This window comes from Mycobacterium simiae (assembly GCF_010727605.1).
Taxonomy (GTDB): domain Bacteria; phylum Actinomycetota; class Actinomycetes; order Mycobacteriales; family Mycobacteriaceae; genus Mycobacterium; species Mycobacterium simiae.
In genome coordinates this window covers 3,534,720-3,550,231 of the sequence record NZ_AP022568.1, presented here as the reverse complement: position 1 = coordinate 3,550,231, position 15,512 = coordinate 3,534,720, and the positions used below count along the sequence as shown (strand labels likewise).

12 protein-coding genes are annotated in these 15,512 nt (G+C 65.3%); 6 read left to right on the top strand and 6 right to left on the bottom strand.

Translation table 11 applies throughout. The annotated features are described in order from the left end of the window. The 5 genes from G6N33_RS16700 to G6N33_RS16680 form a co-directional block, all read right to left on the bottom strand. On the bottom strand, positions 1–1,434 hold the full coding sequence (locus tag G6N33_RS16700; protein ID WP_044508223.1) for a dihydrolipoyl dehydrogenase family protein: 1,434 nt from the start codon (positions 1,432–1,434) through the stop codon (positions 1–3). Between the two features lie 103 nt (positions 1,435–1,537). Continuing rightward, on the bottom strand, positions 1,538–2,023 hold the full coding sequence (locus G6N33_RS16695; RefSeq protein ID WP_044508225.1) for a hypothetical protein: 486 nt from the start codon (positions 2,021–2,023) through the stop codon (positions 1,538–1,540). A gap of 85 nt (positions 2,024–2,108) precedes the next feature. Then, the gene (locus G6N33_RS16690) at positions 2,109–2,531 is read right to left on the bottom strand and encodes a cupin domain-containing protein (RefSeq protein WP_044508227.1); all 423 of its coding nucleotides are present in this window, start codon (positions 2,529–2,531) and stop codon (positions 2,109–2,111) included. A 27-nt stretch (positions 2,532–2,558) separates the two neighbouring features. Continuing rightward, complete coding sequence (locus G6N33_RS16685; protein ID WP_044508228.1) at positions 2,559–3,479, bottom strand: NADP-dependent oxidoreductase; 921 nt, start codon at positions 3,477–3,479, stop codon at positions 2,559–2,561. A gap of 492 nt (positions 3,480–3,971) precedes the next feature. Then, entirely contained in the window at positions 3,972–4,457 is a 486-nt protein-coding gene (locus G6N33_RS16680; RefSeq protein ID WP_044508231.1) for a hypothetical protein, read from the bottom strand. Between the two features lie 178 nt (positions 4,458–4,635). On the opposite strand from G6N33_RS16680, the gene G6N33_RS16675 reads away from it, so the two are divergent. The 3 genes from G6N33_RS16675 (at position 4,636) to G6N33_RS16665 (ending at position 10,838) form a co-directional block, all read left to right on the top strand. Next, positions 4,636–4,932, top strand: a complete 297-nt coding sequence (locus G6N33_RS16675) for a hypothetical protein (protein ID WP_044508233.1) — start codon at positions 4,636–4,638, stop codon at positions 4,930–4,932. Positions 4,933–5,190: 258 nt separating this feature from the next. Then, positions 5,191–7,956: a helix-turn-helix transcriptional regulator gene (locus G6N33_RS16670; protein ID WP_101528092.1), complete on the top strand. Its 2,766-nt coding sequence runs from the start codon at positions 5,191–5,193 to the stop codon at positions 7,954–7,956. Positions 7,957–8,030: 74 nt separating this feature from the next. After that, positions 8,031–10,838 carry a helix-turn-helix transcriptional regulator gene (locus G6N33_RS16665; RefSeq protein WP_044508239.1) on the top strand — a complete coding sequence of 936 codons (2,808 nt, stop codon included), beginning with the start codon at positions 8,031–8,033 and terminating at the stop codon, positions 10,836–10,838. A gap of 134 nt (positions 10,839–10,972) precedes the next feature. Here G6N33_RS16665 and G6N33_RS16660 read toward each other — a convergent pair whose 3' ends face one another. After that, positions 10,973–11,221 (bottom strand): hypothetical protein, encoded by a 249-nt coding sequence (locus G6N33_RS16660; protein ID WP_155945905.1) that lies wholly within the window; start codon positions 11,219–11,221, stop codon positions 10,973–10,975. A 402-nt stretch (positions 11,222–11,623) separates the two neighbouring features. On the opposite strand from G6N33_RS16660, the gene G6N33_RS16655 reads away from it, so the two are divergent. From G6N33_RS16655 to G6N33_RS16645, 3 genes are all read left to right on the top strand, one after another. After that, positions 11,624–13,900, top strand: a complete 2,277-nt coding sequence (locus G6N33_RS16655; protein ID WP_044508242.1) for a LuxR C-terminal-related transcriptional regulator — start codon at positions 11,624–11,626, stop codon at positions 13,898–13,900. Between the two features lie 269 nt (positions 13,901–14,169). Beyond that, positions 14,170–14,700: a YkgB family protein gene (locus tag G6N33_RS16650; RefSeq protein WP_081662344.1), complete on the top strand. Its 531-nt coding sequence runs from the start codon at positions 14,170–14,172 to the stop codon at positions 14,698–14,700. Between the two features lie 506 nt (positions 14,701–15,206). Then, positions 15,207–15,470, top strand: a complete 264-nt coding sequence (locus G6N33_RS16645; RefSeq protein ID WP_231382486.1) for a tryptophanase — start codon at positions 15,207–15,209, stop codon at positions 15,468–15,470. Positions 15,471–15,512 lie beyond the last annotated feature (42 nt).

Here is a 15,512-nt window from a genome sequence, read left to right as displayed (position 1 = left end):
TTATCGGGCCAGCTCGGATTCTTCGGCAAGTAGCGGATCCCACACCTGGTTGACGGTGGGGTGCGGCGCGACAGCATGGCGCAGCAAAGTGGTGGGAACCTTCGCGAGGATCGCCAGGGTGGCGGCTTGTGCCAGTTCGGAGAACTCCGGCCCGACAAATGTCGCTCCGAGCAGCCTGTTGTTGTCGGCGTCGATGACCAACTTCGCCCATCCGTCGAAGCCGTCCCGGTACAAGGCCAGGAATGACAGTGCGCCCGGGTAGTGGGCGGTTCGCGTTCGCACCGCGAAACCTTCCGCGCGAGCCTGACTTTCCGTGCGCCCCACCCTGACTACTTGCGGCTCGGTGAAGATCACCTGCGCCACGTTGCCGGCGTCGCGGGCCGCCAGCTCGTCTTCTCTTAGTTCTCGCCCGGCGGTGCGGGCCGCGATGATCTCGGCCACGAGACGCCCGTGGTAGGTCGAGATGTGCGATAGCCGAGCACGCCCTGTGGTGTCGCCCAGCGCGTAGAGCCAGCGGCCCGTGACGCCGACCGCCTGCAGGTGGTCGTTCACGGAAATGGGCTCGCCGTCAGCCAGGCCAACGGTTCCCAGTCCAAGGTTGTCGGTGTTGATCAGCCGCCCGGCGGCCAGGACGATCTCGTCTACCTCGATGGTCTGATCCTGAAAAGTTGCGCTGACCGGGCCGCCCGCCACCGGCCTGTCCACCGCCGACAACTCCGTGTGGAAGTGAATCATGACACCCTTGCTTCGCAATGACTGCGCAACCAGCTCGCCGACTTCGGGTTCGCAGTTGCGAAGCAGAGTGCTCCCGCGCACCAGAAGTGTTACCGCCGAGCCCAAACCGGCTAGGATCGTCGCGAACTCGACGCTGACCGGACCAGCACCCACCACCACGGCGCGACGCGGAACTCGGGTCATGGTCGTCAAGTCTCGATTGGTCCACGGGCGGGCATCCGCCAACCCAGGGACCTCCGGCACGTAAGGACGGGTACCGGTAGCCATCACGACCGCGTGGCGTGCCTGCAAGACGACTTCGGTGCTGTCGGGGTGCGTGACCAGCACCCTGCGCTGGCCGCTTAACCGACCGAACCCACGAAACACTGCTACACCGGCCTGCCGCAACGAGGCCAATCGGTCTTCATCCGAGAGATGCTCGATGATGGAGTCGCGCTTGGCCAACACGGCGGCAACGTCTGGTCGCTGATCCGAAAGCGTCTGCCGCACACCCGGAACCGACCTCGCGAGGTTGAAGACCTCGATCGGCCGGAGCAAGGTTTTACTCGGGTTGCAGCCAAAGTAATGGCACTCCCCACCGAGTAGACGATTCTCGACGAGCGCTACCGCGAGGCCTGTCGCCGCAAGCTTGCGCACGGCCGCCACGCCCCCCACCCCGGCACCCACCACAACCACATCGAAGTGTCTGCTGGCTTTCATTGACCATCGCTTCCGACGAGCGACCCGCCGCTTGGGTCGGCGGGGTCGGCGAACACCATGACGGTGACAACACGATCGGCGATCCCGACCGGCAGCGGTGCCATCAACCCACCCGCGGCCGTTCGGCATGCCCCGTCCGGATGAGGCCGCGGCGGTGCGTCAAATCCGTACTCGGCTGGGCCGACGTCGTGTCAAGCACTGCGTAGGCCGCGGCTGCGCTCGCCGCGGAGAAGACGCTGTAGCTGAGGGGCGATTCGATTCCGAGCGATACAGCCATGGCGGTCCCGAAGACCACGAGCACTAAACACGTTGCCGCGCCGACCAGTTGTGGCCACCAGCCGGCCAAGAGCAACACGGCCAGCGTCACTTCGGCGACGGTGGCGCCCCACACAACGACGGTCAACAGCCAACCCGAGGCACACGGAACGAGCTGATGGGCATAGTCGGCGAAGGCACCCATGCTCCCCCAGCTGCCCTGCCCGAATGGCTCCCAGCCGCCAAACCGGTCGGCGACGGCGGACAGAAAGGCCGCCGCGAGCGATATTCGCAGCGCTAGCCGGACAATCCCGACTAAGGCGGGCGTTCGCATGGACTCCTCCCAAAAATGGTTCTCGTGAAGGACTCGACGATCGAGGGTGCGAATTCTGCACACCCTCGATGCCGGGATCTTTTTGTCAGTCGTCCATGGTGAGCGGGCCGTCTCCGGTATCGATCAGGAATACCGCGAGTAGTTCGGCCGGCTCAGTGACGCTGGCATTTTCACTCACCGTGTGGTGCGCGCCAGGGGCTTCACTCCAGGTCTCACCGGCGTGATAGACGCGGGCGGGCTCACCTTCGAGTTGGCTGCGGATCGCGCCGGAGATCACATACGCCATGATGAATGCCGATGCCGCGTGGTGGTGAGATTGGCTCTTGGCTCCGGGCGGATAGTGGACCGTCACCGCTTCCAGCGACTTGCCCGGAACATTACTCGGCTGATTGAAAACAGTTCGGACAACCGGGTTTTGACCCGAATTCTGCGGCGTCGGCTCGCCGCGGGCCGGTGGCGCCAGCATCACGGCAACGCTCAGCGCAGCGAGTGGCATTTTCAGGAACATGTGTTGGCAGCCTTACGGGAGACGTTTTCAGTCTGCGGCCACGCGCAGGATCGTCTTGCCGGGGATGCGCTTGCCGGGTGCGAATGCATTGGCAGCTTCGGCGAGTGGCAGCACGGCACCGACCACCGGTGTGAGGCGGCCATCGCGGACCCGCGCGGCGAGCTCGGCGAGCTGCGCGCGGTCAGTTTCGACTAGGAAGAAGATTGCCCGCCCATCGCGAGGCAGGGTCTTCGGCGGCTCGGCGATGGTGACCAGCGTTCCGCCGGCCCGGACCAGTTCCGCCGAGCGGGCCAGGATATCTCCCCCGATCACGTCGAACACCACATCGACTTCGCCTGCCGTTTCGAGCTGTTCGCGATCCAAGTCGAGGAAGGTGTGGACGCCGAGCTCCACGGCCCGGTCCCGGTCTGCGGTTCGGCCGGTACCGATGACGCGCGCACCGACCTCGCGAGCGAGCTGTACCGCGATTGACCCGACCCCGCCCACGGCGCCGTGGATCAGCACGGTTTGTCCGGCGGCGAGGCGGCCGTGTTCGAACAGGCCCTGCCAGGCAGCCAACCCGGAAATCGGCAGCGCCGCGGCGACTGTGTGGTCGATGTCCATCGGCAGCGGCGCGAGATTGCGGGCTTCCATCGCGGTGTACTCCGCAAGGGAACCATTGCGGGCCCAGTCAACGAGCCCGAACACCCGCTGACCGATGGTCAAAAGGGTAGTGCCGTAACCCAACTCAACCACGACACCCGATAGCTCGTGGCCTGGCACGCTCGGCGTCCGGTCACGGCCGGCCCGGTCGATCCAGGTGTGCGGCCAGTCAAGCTCGCCACGTGTGAAACCGGCGGCATGCACCCGCACCACGACCTCGTTGTCGGCCGGCTGTGGGTAGGGCAGGTCCGTCAACGTCAGGCCGGCGACACCGGCGTCACGATCGGAAACAGTGATGGCTTGCATTACAGGTCCTTCCTGCTGGGGGTTGTCGCCGGTGGGTCAGCCTCGGGCTGCGGCGCTACGCTGACGAGCTCGAGGCCCAGGTCACGGACGCGGTCGAGAAGTCCGTAAAGCTGTGACTGATCGCGGATTTCACCAGTGAACCCCGTTTCGGTCGTACCGGCCTCAAGGCGCATTCCTTCCAATGCGGACCCGATCCGCTCGGTCACGCGGCCTCGGATGCAGATCCGGTAATTCGTCGGCTCCACTCGACCCTCCGCTCGCCAGCTGCTGATTAGCGTTCACCGACGCGGGGTGAGTAGGCATCACCCGCAGAGCAAACTCACCCGGGTGAGCGCGGCCGCATCATTGGGGCCTATCAAGGCCGCATCACGGGTGCGGTTGGCTCGTGATGGCAACGACTGAACCGCTCGCCGGTCCCCATCCGGTGGCGTCGCGGATGCACCGCCCGATCTGGCGCGGCGAGCGGGTGGCTCGGGGACCATCGGCGCGCCGTCACAATCCCGGGCGTTCATTCGCAAGTGGGCGCACCGAGAACACGCCGCGCAAGTATCCAGTGGGACGCCCGCAGGTGGCGCACATCGGGTGAGTGCCGCACCGCAGCGCCCCCTCTCGTTTGTCCGCCACGTAGCTCGCCACCGCCCAACGCACCGTCGCCAGGCAGGCGCGACACAGCGTCTCGATGAGGTCGCCGTCTGGGCTCAGCCCCATCTGGTCACATCCGTCGATGGCGTGTATTTCTGCCATCGCCACCGCCGGCTCCCCGCATGCGGTGCCGGTCGACACCCGTTGGGCACTGCAGACGGGTCGCAGCGCACGAAGTTGGTCCTCGATCGCCGGAGCCGTGGGGATTCGGGCAACGCCCTTCCGGTGCACCCAACGCCGGGCGAATGCGGCAGCGCCCCACATTCGCTGCAGCAGACTTGGTGTTCGCGTAGTACCCGCCTCGTATTCGACTCGTTGACCTTGGCGATGCTTCATTTTGGTGTCTCCCGCTCGTCGTGACGGCCTTCTGCGGTCATCACTGCGCTCGCCCCGAGGCCAGCTCGTCCACCGTTGCCGCGGGTCCGTTGTCGCTCATGCGGCCACGGAGGCAGATCAGGGAAACGGTCAGCTCCATTCACCGTCCACGCGCGATGGGTTAGGCCACGATCTACAAATGGGGGATGAGTGGTCATCACCCAGCGAACACATTCACCCGGGTGGTTCGCCGAACGATGCCGGCATCTCTTGCGGATCGGCAAACGACGACTCGCGGTTATCCGCGCCTGCGAAGCAGATTTTTGCCGATGCCCCCAACGCCGGAAATCACCTCGGCAAGGTGGACAGCCTCGGCTGGCGTGACGACCTCGGCGACCACAAGCGCGCGCATGGCAAATTGCTGGCCGACGGGCAATGCGCGACGTGGTTAAGTCACACGTCCACGGCCGGCCTCAATGGAGGTACCGTTTGCTGAACTCGGCTCTCGAGTCCCGATCGGCCGACGTCAGCGTGAGGTCGGCGGGGCCCCGTTGGGCTGCCGACCAGGCATCGGGTTAGCGCCGCCGCGCAATCTGAGAGTAAACTCCGAAGAGCGTCAAGCCAGCGAATTTTGCCACGTATGTTGCCACGGATAAACCCGATACCGCCGGACGCCCCGATGCGCCGGGTCCGTCACGAGGCCTCGTCGGCACCGCGGGCTCAGAGCCGACGGTCCCCATGAGCTTCGGGGCAGATGCGCATACCACCGATTCGCGGACGGGCCCACGAGCTAAAAGTGATCGGCGCACTGGTCACCGCACTCGCACAGGGGCGCGGCGGCGCACTGGTCATCGAGGGCCCGCCCGGCATTGGGAAGAGTCGATTGTTGACCGAGGTGGTGGCGCTGGCCGACAAGTGCGGGGTGCGTACCTTGTTCGGCGAGGCGTTCGAGTATCAGCGGACGGTGCCGTTCTTCTCGCTGTTCATGGCGACCCTGCGGGCCGATCCCCCGGTTGGTGATGCCGAAGCGTTGCGCCGCGTGGGAACCTCGGCCGATCTGCGTTACTGGGTGGTGCGCGATCTGCAGGCCGCCATCCGCGCGGCCGCATCCCAACAACCATTGGCGATCCTCCTCGAGGACATGCACTGGGCCGACGACGCCACTCTGCTGGCCTTGCGATCGCTGGCCACGGCGCGGCCCGCAGCCCCGGTGTTGTGGGTGTTGACCGCGCGCACCGGCGCTGGCGGGCCGGCGGTGCACGAGACGTTGTCGGTGCTGCAGCGCGCGAACGCCACATTCGTGCGATTGACGGCCATCGCGGCCGATGCGGTCGCCGACATGGTGCAAGACGCCGTGCGGGCGAAAGCCGATGTGACGTTGCTGAATCTGGCCGCTAAAGCGCACGGCAACCCGTTCCTGCTGACGGAGCTGCTGCGAGGGCTGGACGAGGAGGATCGCCTCAACCTCGCCGGCGGCCGTGCGATGGCCACCGGAGACGGGTTGCCACGACGTCTGGGCGCAACCATGCAGCAACGGCTCGACCTGCTCTCCGATGCGGCATCGGAGGTCGTACGGGTGGCGGCAGTGCTGCCGGACCGCTTTTCGGCCGGGTTGCTGGCCACGATGTTGGACCGCCAGCCGGCGTCGTTGCTGTCGGCGCTCGAGGAGGCGGTGCGCGCGGACCTGCTGGCAGAAGATGGCGAGCGGCTGAAGTTTCGTCACGATCTGCTGCGTGAGGCGACCCGGCATTCGTTGCCGCAGTCGCTGCGGCGGGCGATGGAGCGGCAATCGGCAACCATCATGCTGGGCATGGGTGCGGCCCCCGCCGAGGTGGCCACCCAGCTGGCGCGGAGCGCCGAGCCGGGAGACCAGGAAGCCGTCCGTGTGCTGCGGCAGGCCGCTCAGTCGTTAAGCCGCGGCGATGCCGGCGCGGCCGCGGACCTGTGCAAGCGCGCCTTGGAGCTGTTGCCCGTTGATGACGATGAGCGCGGACCGCTGGCTGCCGAGACGGTGGAGTTACTCAACCGGGCCAGCCGCTACCGCGAGGCCCAGGAACTGGCCGTCGCGGCGCTGTCGGCGGCGGCGTCGGCCGAGGAGGAGGCCGAAATCCGCCTTCGGCTGCCGACGATCAATATGTACAGCGTCCAGCGGCGGGTGGCGGAGAATCGGCGAGCGCTTCAGCTGGCCGGCATCAGCGACGTCACCCGGTCGCGGCACCTGGCCTTGCTGGCATACAACCTGCTCTACGACCAACACGGCGGCCAACTTCACCGCGTGGCCGACGAGGCCGCCGCAGCTGCGGCAGCCAGCGGTGATCTCGAGTCCAAGATCGTTGCCGAGGTCACCCTCGCTTGTCTGGACTGCGCGGCGGGGTATGCGGGCCGCGCCCTACTCCGCCTCGAGCAGGCAGGCGTACTCGCGCGCGCAAGTGATGCGACACCGGCCCATGACCTGCTCGCCGCGCACCACGCAAACATGCTGGCAGTCATCGGCCGGTTGGACGACGCGGCCGCCCACATCGCCGACGGAACACAGCAGGCCCGGCGGGAACGCAACGCGATGGCCCTTGACATCTGGGCCGACATCGACGCGTGGGTCCATCTCGCCGCGGGCCGGTTGTCCGCCGCTCGTGCGGTCGAGTCGCGATTGCAAACACAGCGGACAGGAACAACCGACCTGGACATGATCCGGATGGCGGTGCTGGCCGAAGTGGCGGTGCATACCGATGACCGAAACTTGTTGCAGCAGATGATCAATGACGCCCGCAACGCCTATCCAACCGGAGCCTCTGCAGTGCGTCGGGCGGCGGCGCAAGTACTCGCATTGGCCGCGTGGCAGCGTGACGACGTCCACGATGCGATGCGCTGGCTCGGCGGCGTCACCCTACTCGGGACACCACTCACGCCGGAGGTCTTTGATCTAGTGGTCCTGGGTGCCCGGGTTGCGGCGACCGCCGGTGACGCCGGCCTACGTGCACGTGTCCTACAAGCCGCCGAGGCGCTGGAGCAGGAGCGGCCACCGGTGCCGCTGTTCGCCGCGGTCGCCGGATATGCCCGCGGGATCCTCGAGCGTGACGGCGCGGCACTGGCAGCCGCGGCGAGCGCGCTTCGCGCGACCCAGCGACCCCTCCTTTATGCAAGCGCCGCCGAGGACGCCGGCGTTGAATTCGCACGCACCGACCGGGTAGAGCAGGCGGTCGGGCAACTCAACGCCGCCTTCGACACCTACGCCGAGTGCGAGGCCGTCGCCGATGCCCGCCGGGCCGGCCGCATGCTGCGCCGACTAGGCGTGGAACGGCGCATCGTCACACACCCGCGGGCAAAAACGGGCTGGGACAGCCTCACGGCTTCCGAGCTCACCGTCGTCCAGCTGATCGCCGACGGCGCGACCAACCGCGACGTCGCACAGCAACTACACCTCTCCCCCCACACCGTGAAAACACATCTGCACAACGCCTTCACCAAACTCGGCATCACCTCCCGCGCCCAATTGGCCCAGCTCATGCGCGGTGCGGATTGATGCAGCAAATCGAGTGAGGCGCTGCCCTAGAATAGCGGCACTGATGTCCGGTAAACGGTAGACAGGACACCCGGATGCGGCCTCCAACAGGCCTATTTGATGTGGGCGGCGAGCGTCTGATCACTCCGCCGATTCGAGGGCGGGCAGCCGAGCTGAACGTGATCAGCGCATCGGTTGCCGCGGCGGCTCAGGGGCGCGGGGGCGTGCTGGTGATCGAGGGCCCGCCCGGCATCGGCAAAAGTCGGTTGCTCACCGAGGTGTTGGCGCTGGCCGACAAGTGCGGGGTACGCACCCTGTTCGGGGAGGCCTTCGAGTATCAGCAAACAGTGCCCTTCTTCTCGCTGTTCATGGCGACCCTGCACGCCGATCCTCCGGTCGGCGACGCCGAAGCGCTGCGCCGGTTGGGCGGCTCGGCGGATCTGACCTACTGGGTGGTGCACGACCTGCACGAGGCGATCCATGCGGCGGCCGCGGAAACCCCACTGGCGATTGTGCTGGAGGACATCCACTGGGCCGACAACGGCACCGCGTTGGCGCTGCGGTCACTCACCGCAGGCCGCCCGGATGTGGCGGTGCTGTGGGTGTTGACCGCGCGGACCGGTGCTGGCGGGCCCGCGGTGCACGAGACGTTGTCGGTGCTGCAGCGCGCGAACGCCACATTCGTGCGATTGACGGCCATGGCACCGGACGCCGTCGCCGACATGGTGCAAGACGCGGTGCGGGCGAAAGCCGATGTGTCGCTGCTGAATCTGGCCGCTAAAGCGCACGGGAATCCCTTTCTGGTCAGCGAACTCGTCGGCGGACTCGGTGAGGAGGGCCGACTCAATCTGTCCGGCGGCCGTGCGATCGTCACCGGAGAGGGGCTGCCACGACGTCTGGGCGCAACCATGCAGCAACGGCTCGACCTGCTCTCCGATGCGGCATCGGAGGTCGTACGGGTGGCGGCAGTGCTGCCGGACCGGTTCTCGGCCGGGCTATTGGCGGCGATGCTGGAGCGCTCGCCGACATCGTTGCTGTCGGCACTCGAAGATGCGGTACGAGCGGATCTTTTCATCGAAGACGGTGAGCAGCTTCGGTTTCGGCATGACCTACTGCGTGAGGCGACCCGGCAGTCGTTGCCGCAGTCGCTGCGGCGGGCGATGGAGCGACAGTCGGCGTCGGTGATGCTGGGCATGGGCGCGGCCCCTGCCGAGGTGGCCACCCAGCTGGCACGAAGCGCCGAGCCCGGAGATAGGGAAGCGATCGACGCACTGCGCGAAGCCGCGCAGGCGGTGGGCCGCGGCGATGCCAGCGCGGCCGCGGACTTGAGCAAGCGCGCGTTGCAGCTATTGCCCGCCGACGACGCCGAGCACGGCTTACTGGTCGCGGAAACGGTCGGGTGGCTGAACCGGGCCAGCCGCTACGGCGAGGCCGAAGTTTTGGCCGACGTGGCGCTGGCGGAGGCGGCGTCGCCTGAAGTAGAGGCCGAGATCCGACTGCGGCTCCCGGTGCACACCAAGCACACCGATCAGCGGCGCGTGGCGGAAAATCGGCGGGCGCTCGAATTGAGTGGCATCAGCGAAGTCACCCGGTCGCGGCACCTGGCGTGGCTGGCGTACAACCTGGTGTTCGACGAAGGCGGGCAACGGCGCGCGGCCGCCGACGAGGCCGCCGCGGCCGCGGTAGTCACCGGCGATCTCGAGGCCAAGATCATGGCCGGCGTCACCCACGCGTTGCTCGACGCCGGTGAGGGGTACACCGCCCGCGCGCTACACCGTTTCGAAGAGCTTGCCCCACTCGCACACACCAATGAAACCGCGTTGGCGCATGCCTACGCCGGAATGTACAACGCGAACCTGCTGGCAGTGGTCGGCCGGTTGGAGGACGCGACGGCCCGGGTCACCGACGGCATAGAGCAAGCCCGCAAAGAAGGCAACGCTATGGCCCTGGCGCTGTGGGCCGTCTTCAGTGGGCTTGTCGACCTCGCGGCGGGACGGCTGTCGGCCGCTCGCGGTGCAACCGAATCGCTTCCTCCGCCGCAGCAGACGGGGGCAACCGAGCATGACGTCCTTCGCATGGTCATCCTCGCCGAGGTGGCAGCGCACACCGATGACCGAAATTTGTTACAGCAGATGGTCAACGACGCGCGCGCAGCCCACTCCACTGGCTCCGCCGGCATCCGTCGTGGGTCGGCGTACGTACTCGCGAGGGCGGCATGGCAGCGTGACGACATTCATGATGCGATGCGCTGGCTCGGCGACGTCATCCTGTTGGCGACACCATTTTTCCCTCATGCGTTAGCCCGGCTGATCTTGGGCGCGCAGGTAGCCGCGGCCGCGGGTGATGCCGGTTTGCGCGCACGTGTCCTGCAAGCCACTGAGGTGCTTGAACGTGATCGGCCCACGGTGCCGCTGTTCGCGGCGGTAGCCGGCTATGCCCGCGGAATCCTCGAACACGATGCCCAGGCCTTGGTAGCGGCCGCGGAGTCGCTTCGCTCGTCTTCGCGGCCACTTCTTTTCGCCAGTGCCGCCGAGGACGCCGGCGGTGAGCTGAGCCGCGCACAGCGCGACGCTGAGGCACTTGACCAACTCAATGCGGCATTCGACACCTACATCGAGTGCGGGGCGATCGCCGATGCCCGCCGAGTCGGGCGCACGCTGCGCCGACTGGGCGTGGAACGACGGATCGTGACACGGCCGCGGGCGACCAAAGGCTGGGACAGCCTCACCGCTTCGGAACTCACCGTTGTCCAGCTGATCGCCGACGGCGCGACCAACCGCGACGTCGCACAGCAACTACACCTCTCCCCCCACACCGTGAAAACACATCTGCACAACGCCTTCACCAAACTCGGCATCACCTCCCGCGCCCAATTGGCGCAACTCATGCACAACCCAGACTGACGAGTCCGTCAAATATCAAGTCCGCTAGGCATACGCCGAGCCGTCCCTAAAGATCATCCGCTGGGCGATGGTGACTGCCATGCCCACGCTGCGAACGTAGTTATCGCACTCTCGATCGCCGGCCCCGTGGCCCGTCAACCCGGCACCGGTGCCGGACAGCAGAGCAGAGGAATCGAGAAGACGATGTTGAGCACAGTTTTGGGAATGTTGACGATGATGCCGGTGGTGTTCGGCGTCTGCGGATACGTATTGGTTTCCCGACGCCCATGAGTCGGCGACAACAGCCGTTGGGCGTCCCCACGACGTTTCAGGTCGAGACGACGTTTCTGGCTGAGACGACGTTTCTCGCTCGGACGACGTTTCTCGCTCAGCCGCTGTGTCACCTCCCGTTGAGACGATAGCTCTTTGACCGCGGCGGTGTCATGACTCGCACGAACGAACCACATCGATGCAACGAGGGGAGAAACGCGGTGAGCGGGCAGAGCGTGGGCGCGGTTGGTGAGAAACCCATTAGACCATCTGCCGAATGTGGGTCTTCCACCCCAGATGGACACGGTAAAGGGGTACCAGCTGCGCTCGCGCAAGACCCATCTGATTCAATGGGCGTACCGATGCCCAATCGCGCCAAGACAATTGGACGTCCTGGCCGATCGCCGCGGAGAAACAACCCGACCGACCCTGCAGGAAGAGCCTGGGCCGCCGAGAACCCGGCACCCACCCAGGATTCGGCAACATCGAAAGTTCCTGCTCGGCCGCTGAATTCGAAGGATTCGCGGAGTTCGGATATGACCGACTCAGATAGACACGGCGACAACGGAATTCGAGAGTCTGCCGCCCGAGCAGTTCTACTCGCTACCAAGCTGCACGTCCCTGCCATTGGCTCACAGCTCGTTCGCCGCGCCGCCCTGCTCGACGTGCTGTCGGCCGGGCGCCGACGTAAAGTCACATTGCTCAGTGCACCGGCGGGCTGGGGCAAGACGACATTGTTGGCGCAGTGGGCCTTAGATGCGGGCGACGACGAGCGGTTCGGTTGGCTGACGCTCGATGCCTCCGACAACGACCCGGTATGGTTTTGGATGTATGCGGTCGCCGCGCTGCAGAAGATCAGTCCCAAGGTCGGGATTCGCGCGGTTGAACTCCTCGCGATGGGCGCCGACCCGGCGCAGGTCGTTCTGCCCACGCTGCTCAATGATCTCGATACGATCCCCCACCCGATGGCGCTCATCCTGGATGACTACCACCTAGTGGTGAGCAAAGCGGTTCATGAGCAGCTGGCCTTCTTCATCAGCCGGATTCCCGCGAATTTTCACTTGGTGTTAGCGACCCGATCGGATCCGCTACTGCCATTAGCGCGACTGAGGGCCAGCGGCGAGCTTGCCGAAGTGCGTACCGACGATTTACGTTTCGAAGCAATCGAGGCAGACCAGCTGCTGAACGATGTTCTCGGCTTGGAACTGCCCCAGGGAGATATCCAGCTGTTGCACAAGCGAACCGAAGGGTGGGCCGCCGGGCTTTACCTCGCCGCGCTCTCGGTCGCCGGGCGCGCGGATGTTTCAGGGTTCATCAGAACCTTCGCAGGCGATAACCGCCATATCGTCGATTATTTGATGGCCGAAGTGATCGATGGTCAGCCGCCGGAATTGCGCAGCTTCCTGTTGCGCACGTCGGTTTTGGGACGGCTCAGCGGCCCGTTGTGTGACGCAATACTGCAAACGAGCGGTTCGGCGGCGGTGTTGGAGGAGATGGAGCGCGAAAACTTGTTCGTGGCGCCACTGGACATGTCGCGTCACTGGTATCGCTACCACCAACTGTTCGCAGAGCTGCTGCGCACCGAGTTGCGCCGCACCGAGCCCGATCTCGTCGGTGATCTGCACCGGCGAGCCGCAGCCTGGTTCGAAGCCGAGGGCCTCGTCGATGAGGCGGTTCGTCACCTGGTCGCTGGCGGTGACATCGCCCGCAGCGCAGATCTGATCGCCTCGGACTGGGTTACCGAGTTCAACGGGTCCGGGCTATCGACGATCTCCGCTCTGCTCGATTTGCTTCCCGAGGAGACGGTTTTGCAGGATCCGAGGCTGAGCATGGCGCGTGCGTGGCTCGCGCTGAGCGTTGGCCAACTCGATGACGCTGCGGAGTGGATCGAGGCCGTCGAGGCCGGCTCCGCCGGTGACACCGCAGGCGATGACGCCGCCAGCGCGCAGACCGTCGTCTTGCGCGCGATTCACTCGTTCAAGACGGCCGAACTCGCCCAGGCCTTGGAGACGGCACGTCGGGCGATCACCCTCGATCTCGGCGAGGCCCCGCTGGGCAGATCAAGCGCCTACTGCATTTACGGTTCCACTCTGTACTTTTCGGGTTCTATCGATGAGGCTCAGGCTGCCTTCCGGCGGACCGTAACGCTCGCCGAGAAGGTGGGCGATCGTCGCAGCCGCATGTACGCGTTGGGCAGCCTGGCACTCATCTCGGCTGAGCACGGTCAGATCGCGGACGCCGAACGTCAGATCCGCCGGGCTTCCGGCAGCACCAAAGATTTGGCGGATGGGGAACATCTGGTGGACGTGATGGTTTCGCTTGCCACAGCCACACTACTGCGCATGCGCGGTGACGCGGTGGCAGCAGCGGCAGCCGCAGAAATGGCAGTGAGGTCGGCGCGCCAAGGCGGAGCAGTCCTTGAGGTAGTCAAAGCGCTATTGGTCAGGTCGGAAATCTTCGAGGACGTCGGTGACCATCAGGCAGCCAAAGCCATCCTCGCAGAGGCCGCCACCCTGGTGCGAGCCTGCGCGAATGCCAGCGTCGCATCGACGCTGCTGGATTCGGTCGAGCCGAACGCGGGCGTTGCGGTGACTGCCCGCAACGACGGGTGTGCGGTCGGTGAGGAACTGACGCCCAAGGAGCTCGAGGTGCTGCGCTTGCTCGCCACCCGGTTGTCGCGACGTGAAATCGGTGCGCGACTCTACATTTCACTCAATACCGTGAAAACCCACCAGCGCGCTGTCTACCGCAAGCTCGGCGTTGCACACCGCGGCGCGGCGGTCAGCCGGGCACGAGAACTCGGCCTGCTGTAATTCGGTTGCTGCACTACCAGAGGTGGCTGACGGCGAATCGCGTTGCCAGGCCGTCAGATGCTGACCGGTGACCGTACCGACCAAGTTCACCCGGGTGAATAGTACCCGGGGATGAGGACAGTTGGGTCCTTGGACAGCGATAGTGGTCGTGAGCTGAGCCGCGACCGCAGCCGCGTGGGTCACACCTGGTGTAACTGCCCGAGAAGGCAAGCAGCGCGGGTGCGGCGATGGCCGAGCACCGAAACGACACCTGCCGAACGGAGACCGCCATGTCACACAATGAGGCGACGGCGACGATGATTGATAGTCCGGAAAAGTCTTTGACAACCAACGTCGCGCCTTTGGTCGCAAGGTATGGTTTGGTGATAGTCCTGGTTTGGTTCGGCGCCATGAAATTCACTCACTATGAATCACAAGGCATTTCACATTGGGTGGCTAACAGCCCCTTCCTGGGTTGGGTCTACAGCACCATGTCCATCGACGCCTTTGGTCGATTGAACGGAACGGTAGAATTGGTCACCGCGGCACTACTAGCCGCCAAGCCATGGTTGCCAAAGGCGTCGGTGGTGGGCGGGGTGTTCGCCTCACTATTCTTCCTCACCACGCTGAGCTTCATGATCACGACACCGGGCACCGGTGAGGCGTCGGCTGGCGGCTTTCCTGTTTTGTCCGCCGATGGGGAGTTCTTGATGAAGGACATCGCGCTCCTCGGTCTGGCGTTGTGGCTGCTGGTGGACGCGATTGACGCAGCCCGCAGACAGGCGACGCTGCGCGCGATATTTCGCGAGAGCACCGACTGAATCCCCGGTGACCGCGCGGCATCCGATCGGTGATCGGGTGCAACTACATCTTGTTCGGTCACGAATCGTCGCGCCCCAGCAGTAGTCGCGTGAATCACCCGGGCGAAAAGACGTCCAGGGTGGCGACAATTCACCCCATGCAGGCGCAGCCTCACTGGACGAGCAGATATCGGTGGACTCCGGAGCATGTGACAGTACGTAGTCCCATTCCGCGCTACGAGTTGAACCGATCAAGATGACAGCCATGAGACCATGGCCCAGCACGGCAAGGAACCGGGATGGAACCAGGACATGCCTACAGGGTTAGCGACCAGATAGCGGGTGGCGGTGGCACTACCGCCGTGCGGCCCCCGTCCCGGAACGATGCCGTCGGCGGGAACGGCACTGCAGCCATCGACCGGGCCGTGCGGCGTTCGCTGCCGGCGATGGCACTAACCTTCGCGAGTCGCGCTTCGATCTCGCCATCGCGCCACCGCCACGACCGGTCGACAATTTCCGACAAAGACATGGCGTGGTCACTGGTCGAAGCGGTGAAATCGTATCTGACCGGCTACGAACGTACCGTTGTCTTCGTCGAACTCGGTTGCGAAGAAAGCCTTCTCGCGATCAAACACATCTTCGCCGCGATCCTGTCCAACCGGATTGCGCTGCCGCAAGCCACACTGTCAAAGCTGACCAGCTGGCTGAGCGGCTATGCCGGCAGCCCAGAGGAGCCACAGTTGCACATGATGCTGGCCGTCATCCGATTGCAGCAATGCGATGCGATTTAGCCCAGTCAAAGTCTTCGACCTGACGTATTCCAAAGCGCCGCA

Excerpts from the sequence above, each read along its gene's own strand:
- G6N33_RS16650 (WP_081662344.1), top strand. The coding sequence starts at position 14,170 with ATGTCACACAATGAGGCGACGGCGACGATGATTGATAGTCCGGAAAAG.
- G6N33_RS16675 (WP_044508233.1), top strand. The coding sequence starts at position 4,636 with ATGGGGGATGAGTGGTCATCACCCAGCGAACACATTCACCCGGGTGGT.
- G6N33_RS16690 (WP_044508227.1), bottom strand. The coding sequence starts at position 2,531 with ATGTTCCTGAAAATGCCACTCGCTGCGCTGAGCGTTGCCGTGATGCTG.
- G6N33_RS16645 (WP_231382486.1), top strand. The coding sequence starts at position 15,207 with ATGGCGTGGTCACTGGTCGAAGCGGTGAAATCGTATCTGACCGGCTAC.
- G6N33_RS16695 (WP_044508225.1), bottom strand. The coding sequence starts at position 2,023 with ATGCGAACGCCCGCCTTAGTCGGGATTGTCCGGCTAGCGCTGCGAATA.
- G6N33_RS16665 (WP_044508239.1), top strand. The coding sequence starts at position 8,031 with ATGCGGCCTCCAACAGGCCTATTTGATGTGGGCGGCGAGCGTCTGATC.
- G6N33_RS16670 (WP_101528092.1), top strand. The coding sequence starts at position 5,191 with ATGCGCATACCACCGATTCGCGGACGGGCCCACGAGCTAAAAGTGATC.
- G6N33_RS16700 (WP_044508223.1), bottom strand. The coding sequence starts at position 1,434 with ATGAAAGCCAGCAGACACTTCGATGTGGTTGTGGTGGGTGCCGGGGTG.
- G6N33_RS16680 (WP_044508231.1), bottom strand. The coding sequence starts at position 4,457 with ATGAAGCATCGCCAAGGTCAACGAGTCGAATACGAGGCGGGTACTACG.
- G6N33_RS16685 (WP_044508228.1), bottom strand. The coding sequence starts at position 3,479 with ATGCAAGCCATCACTGTTTCCGATCGTGACGCCGGTGTCGCCGGCCTG.
- G6N33_RS16655 (WP_044508242.1), top strand. The coding sequence starts at position 11,624 with ATGACCGACTCAGATAGACACGGCGACAACGGAATTCGAGAGTCTGCC.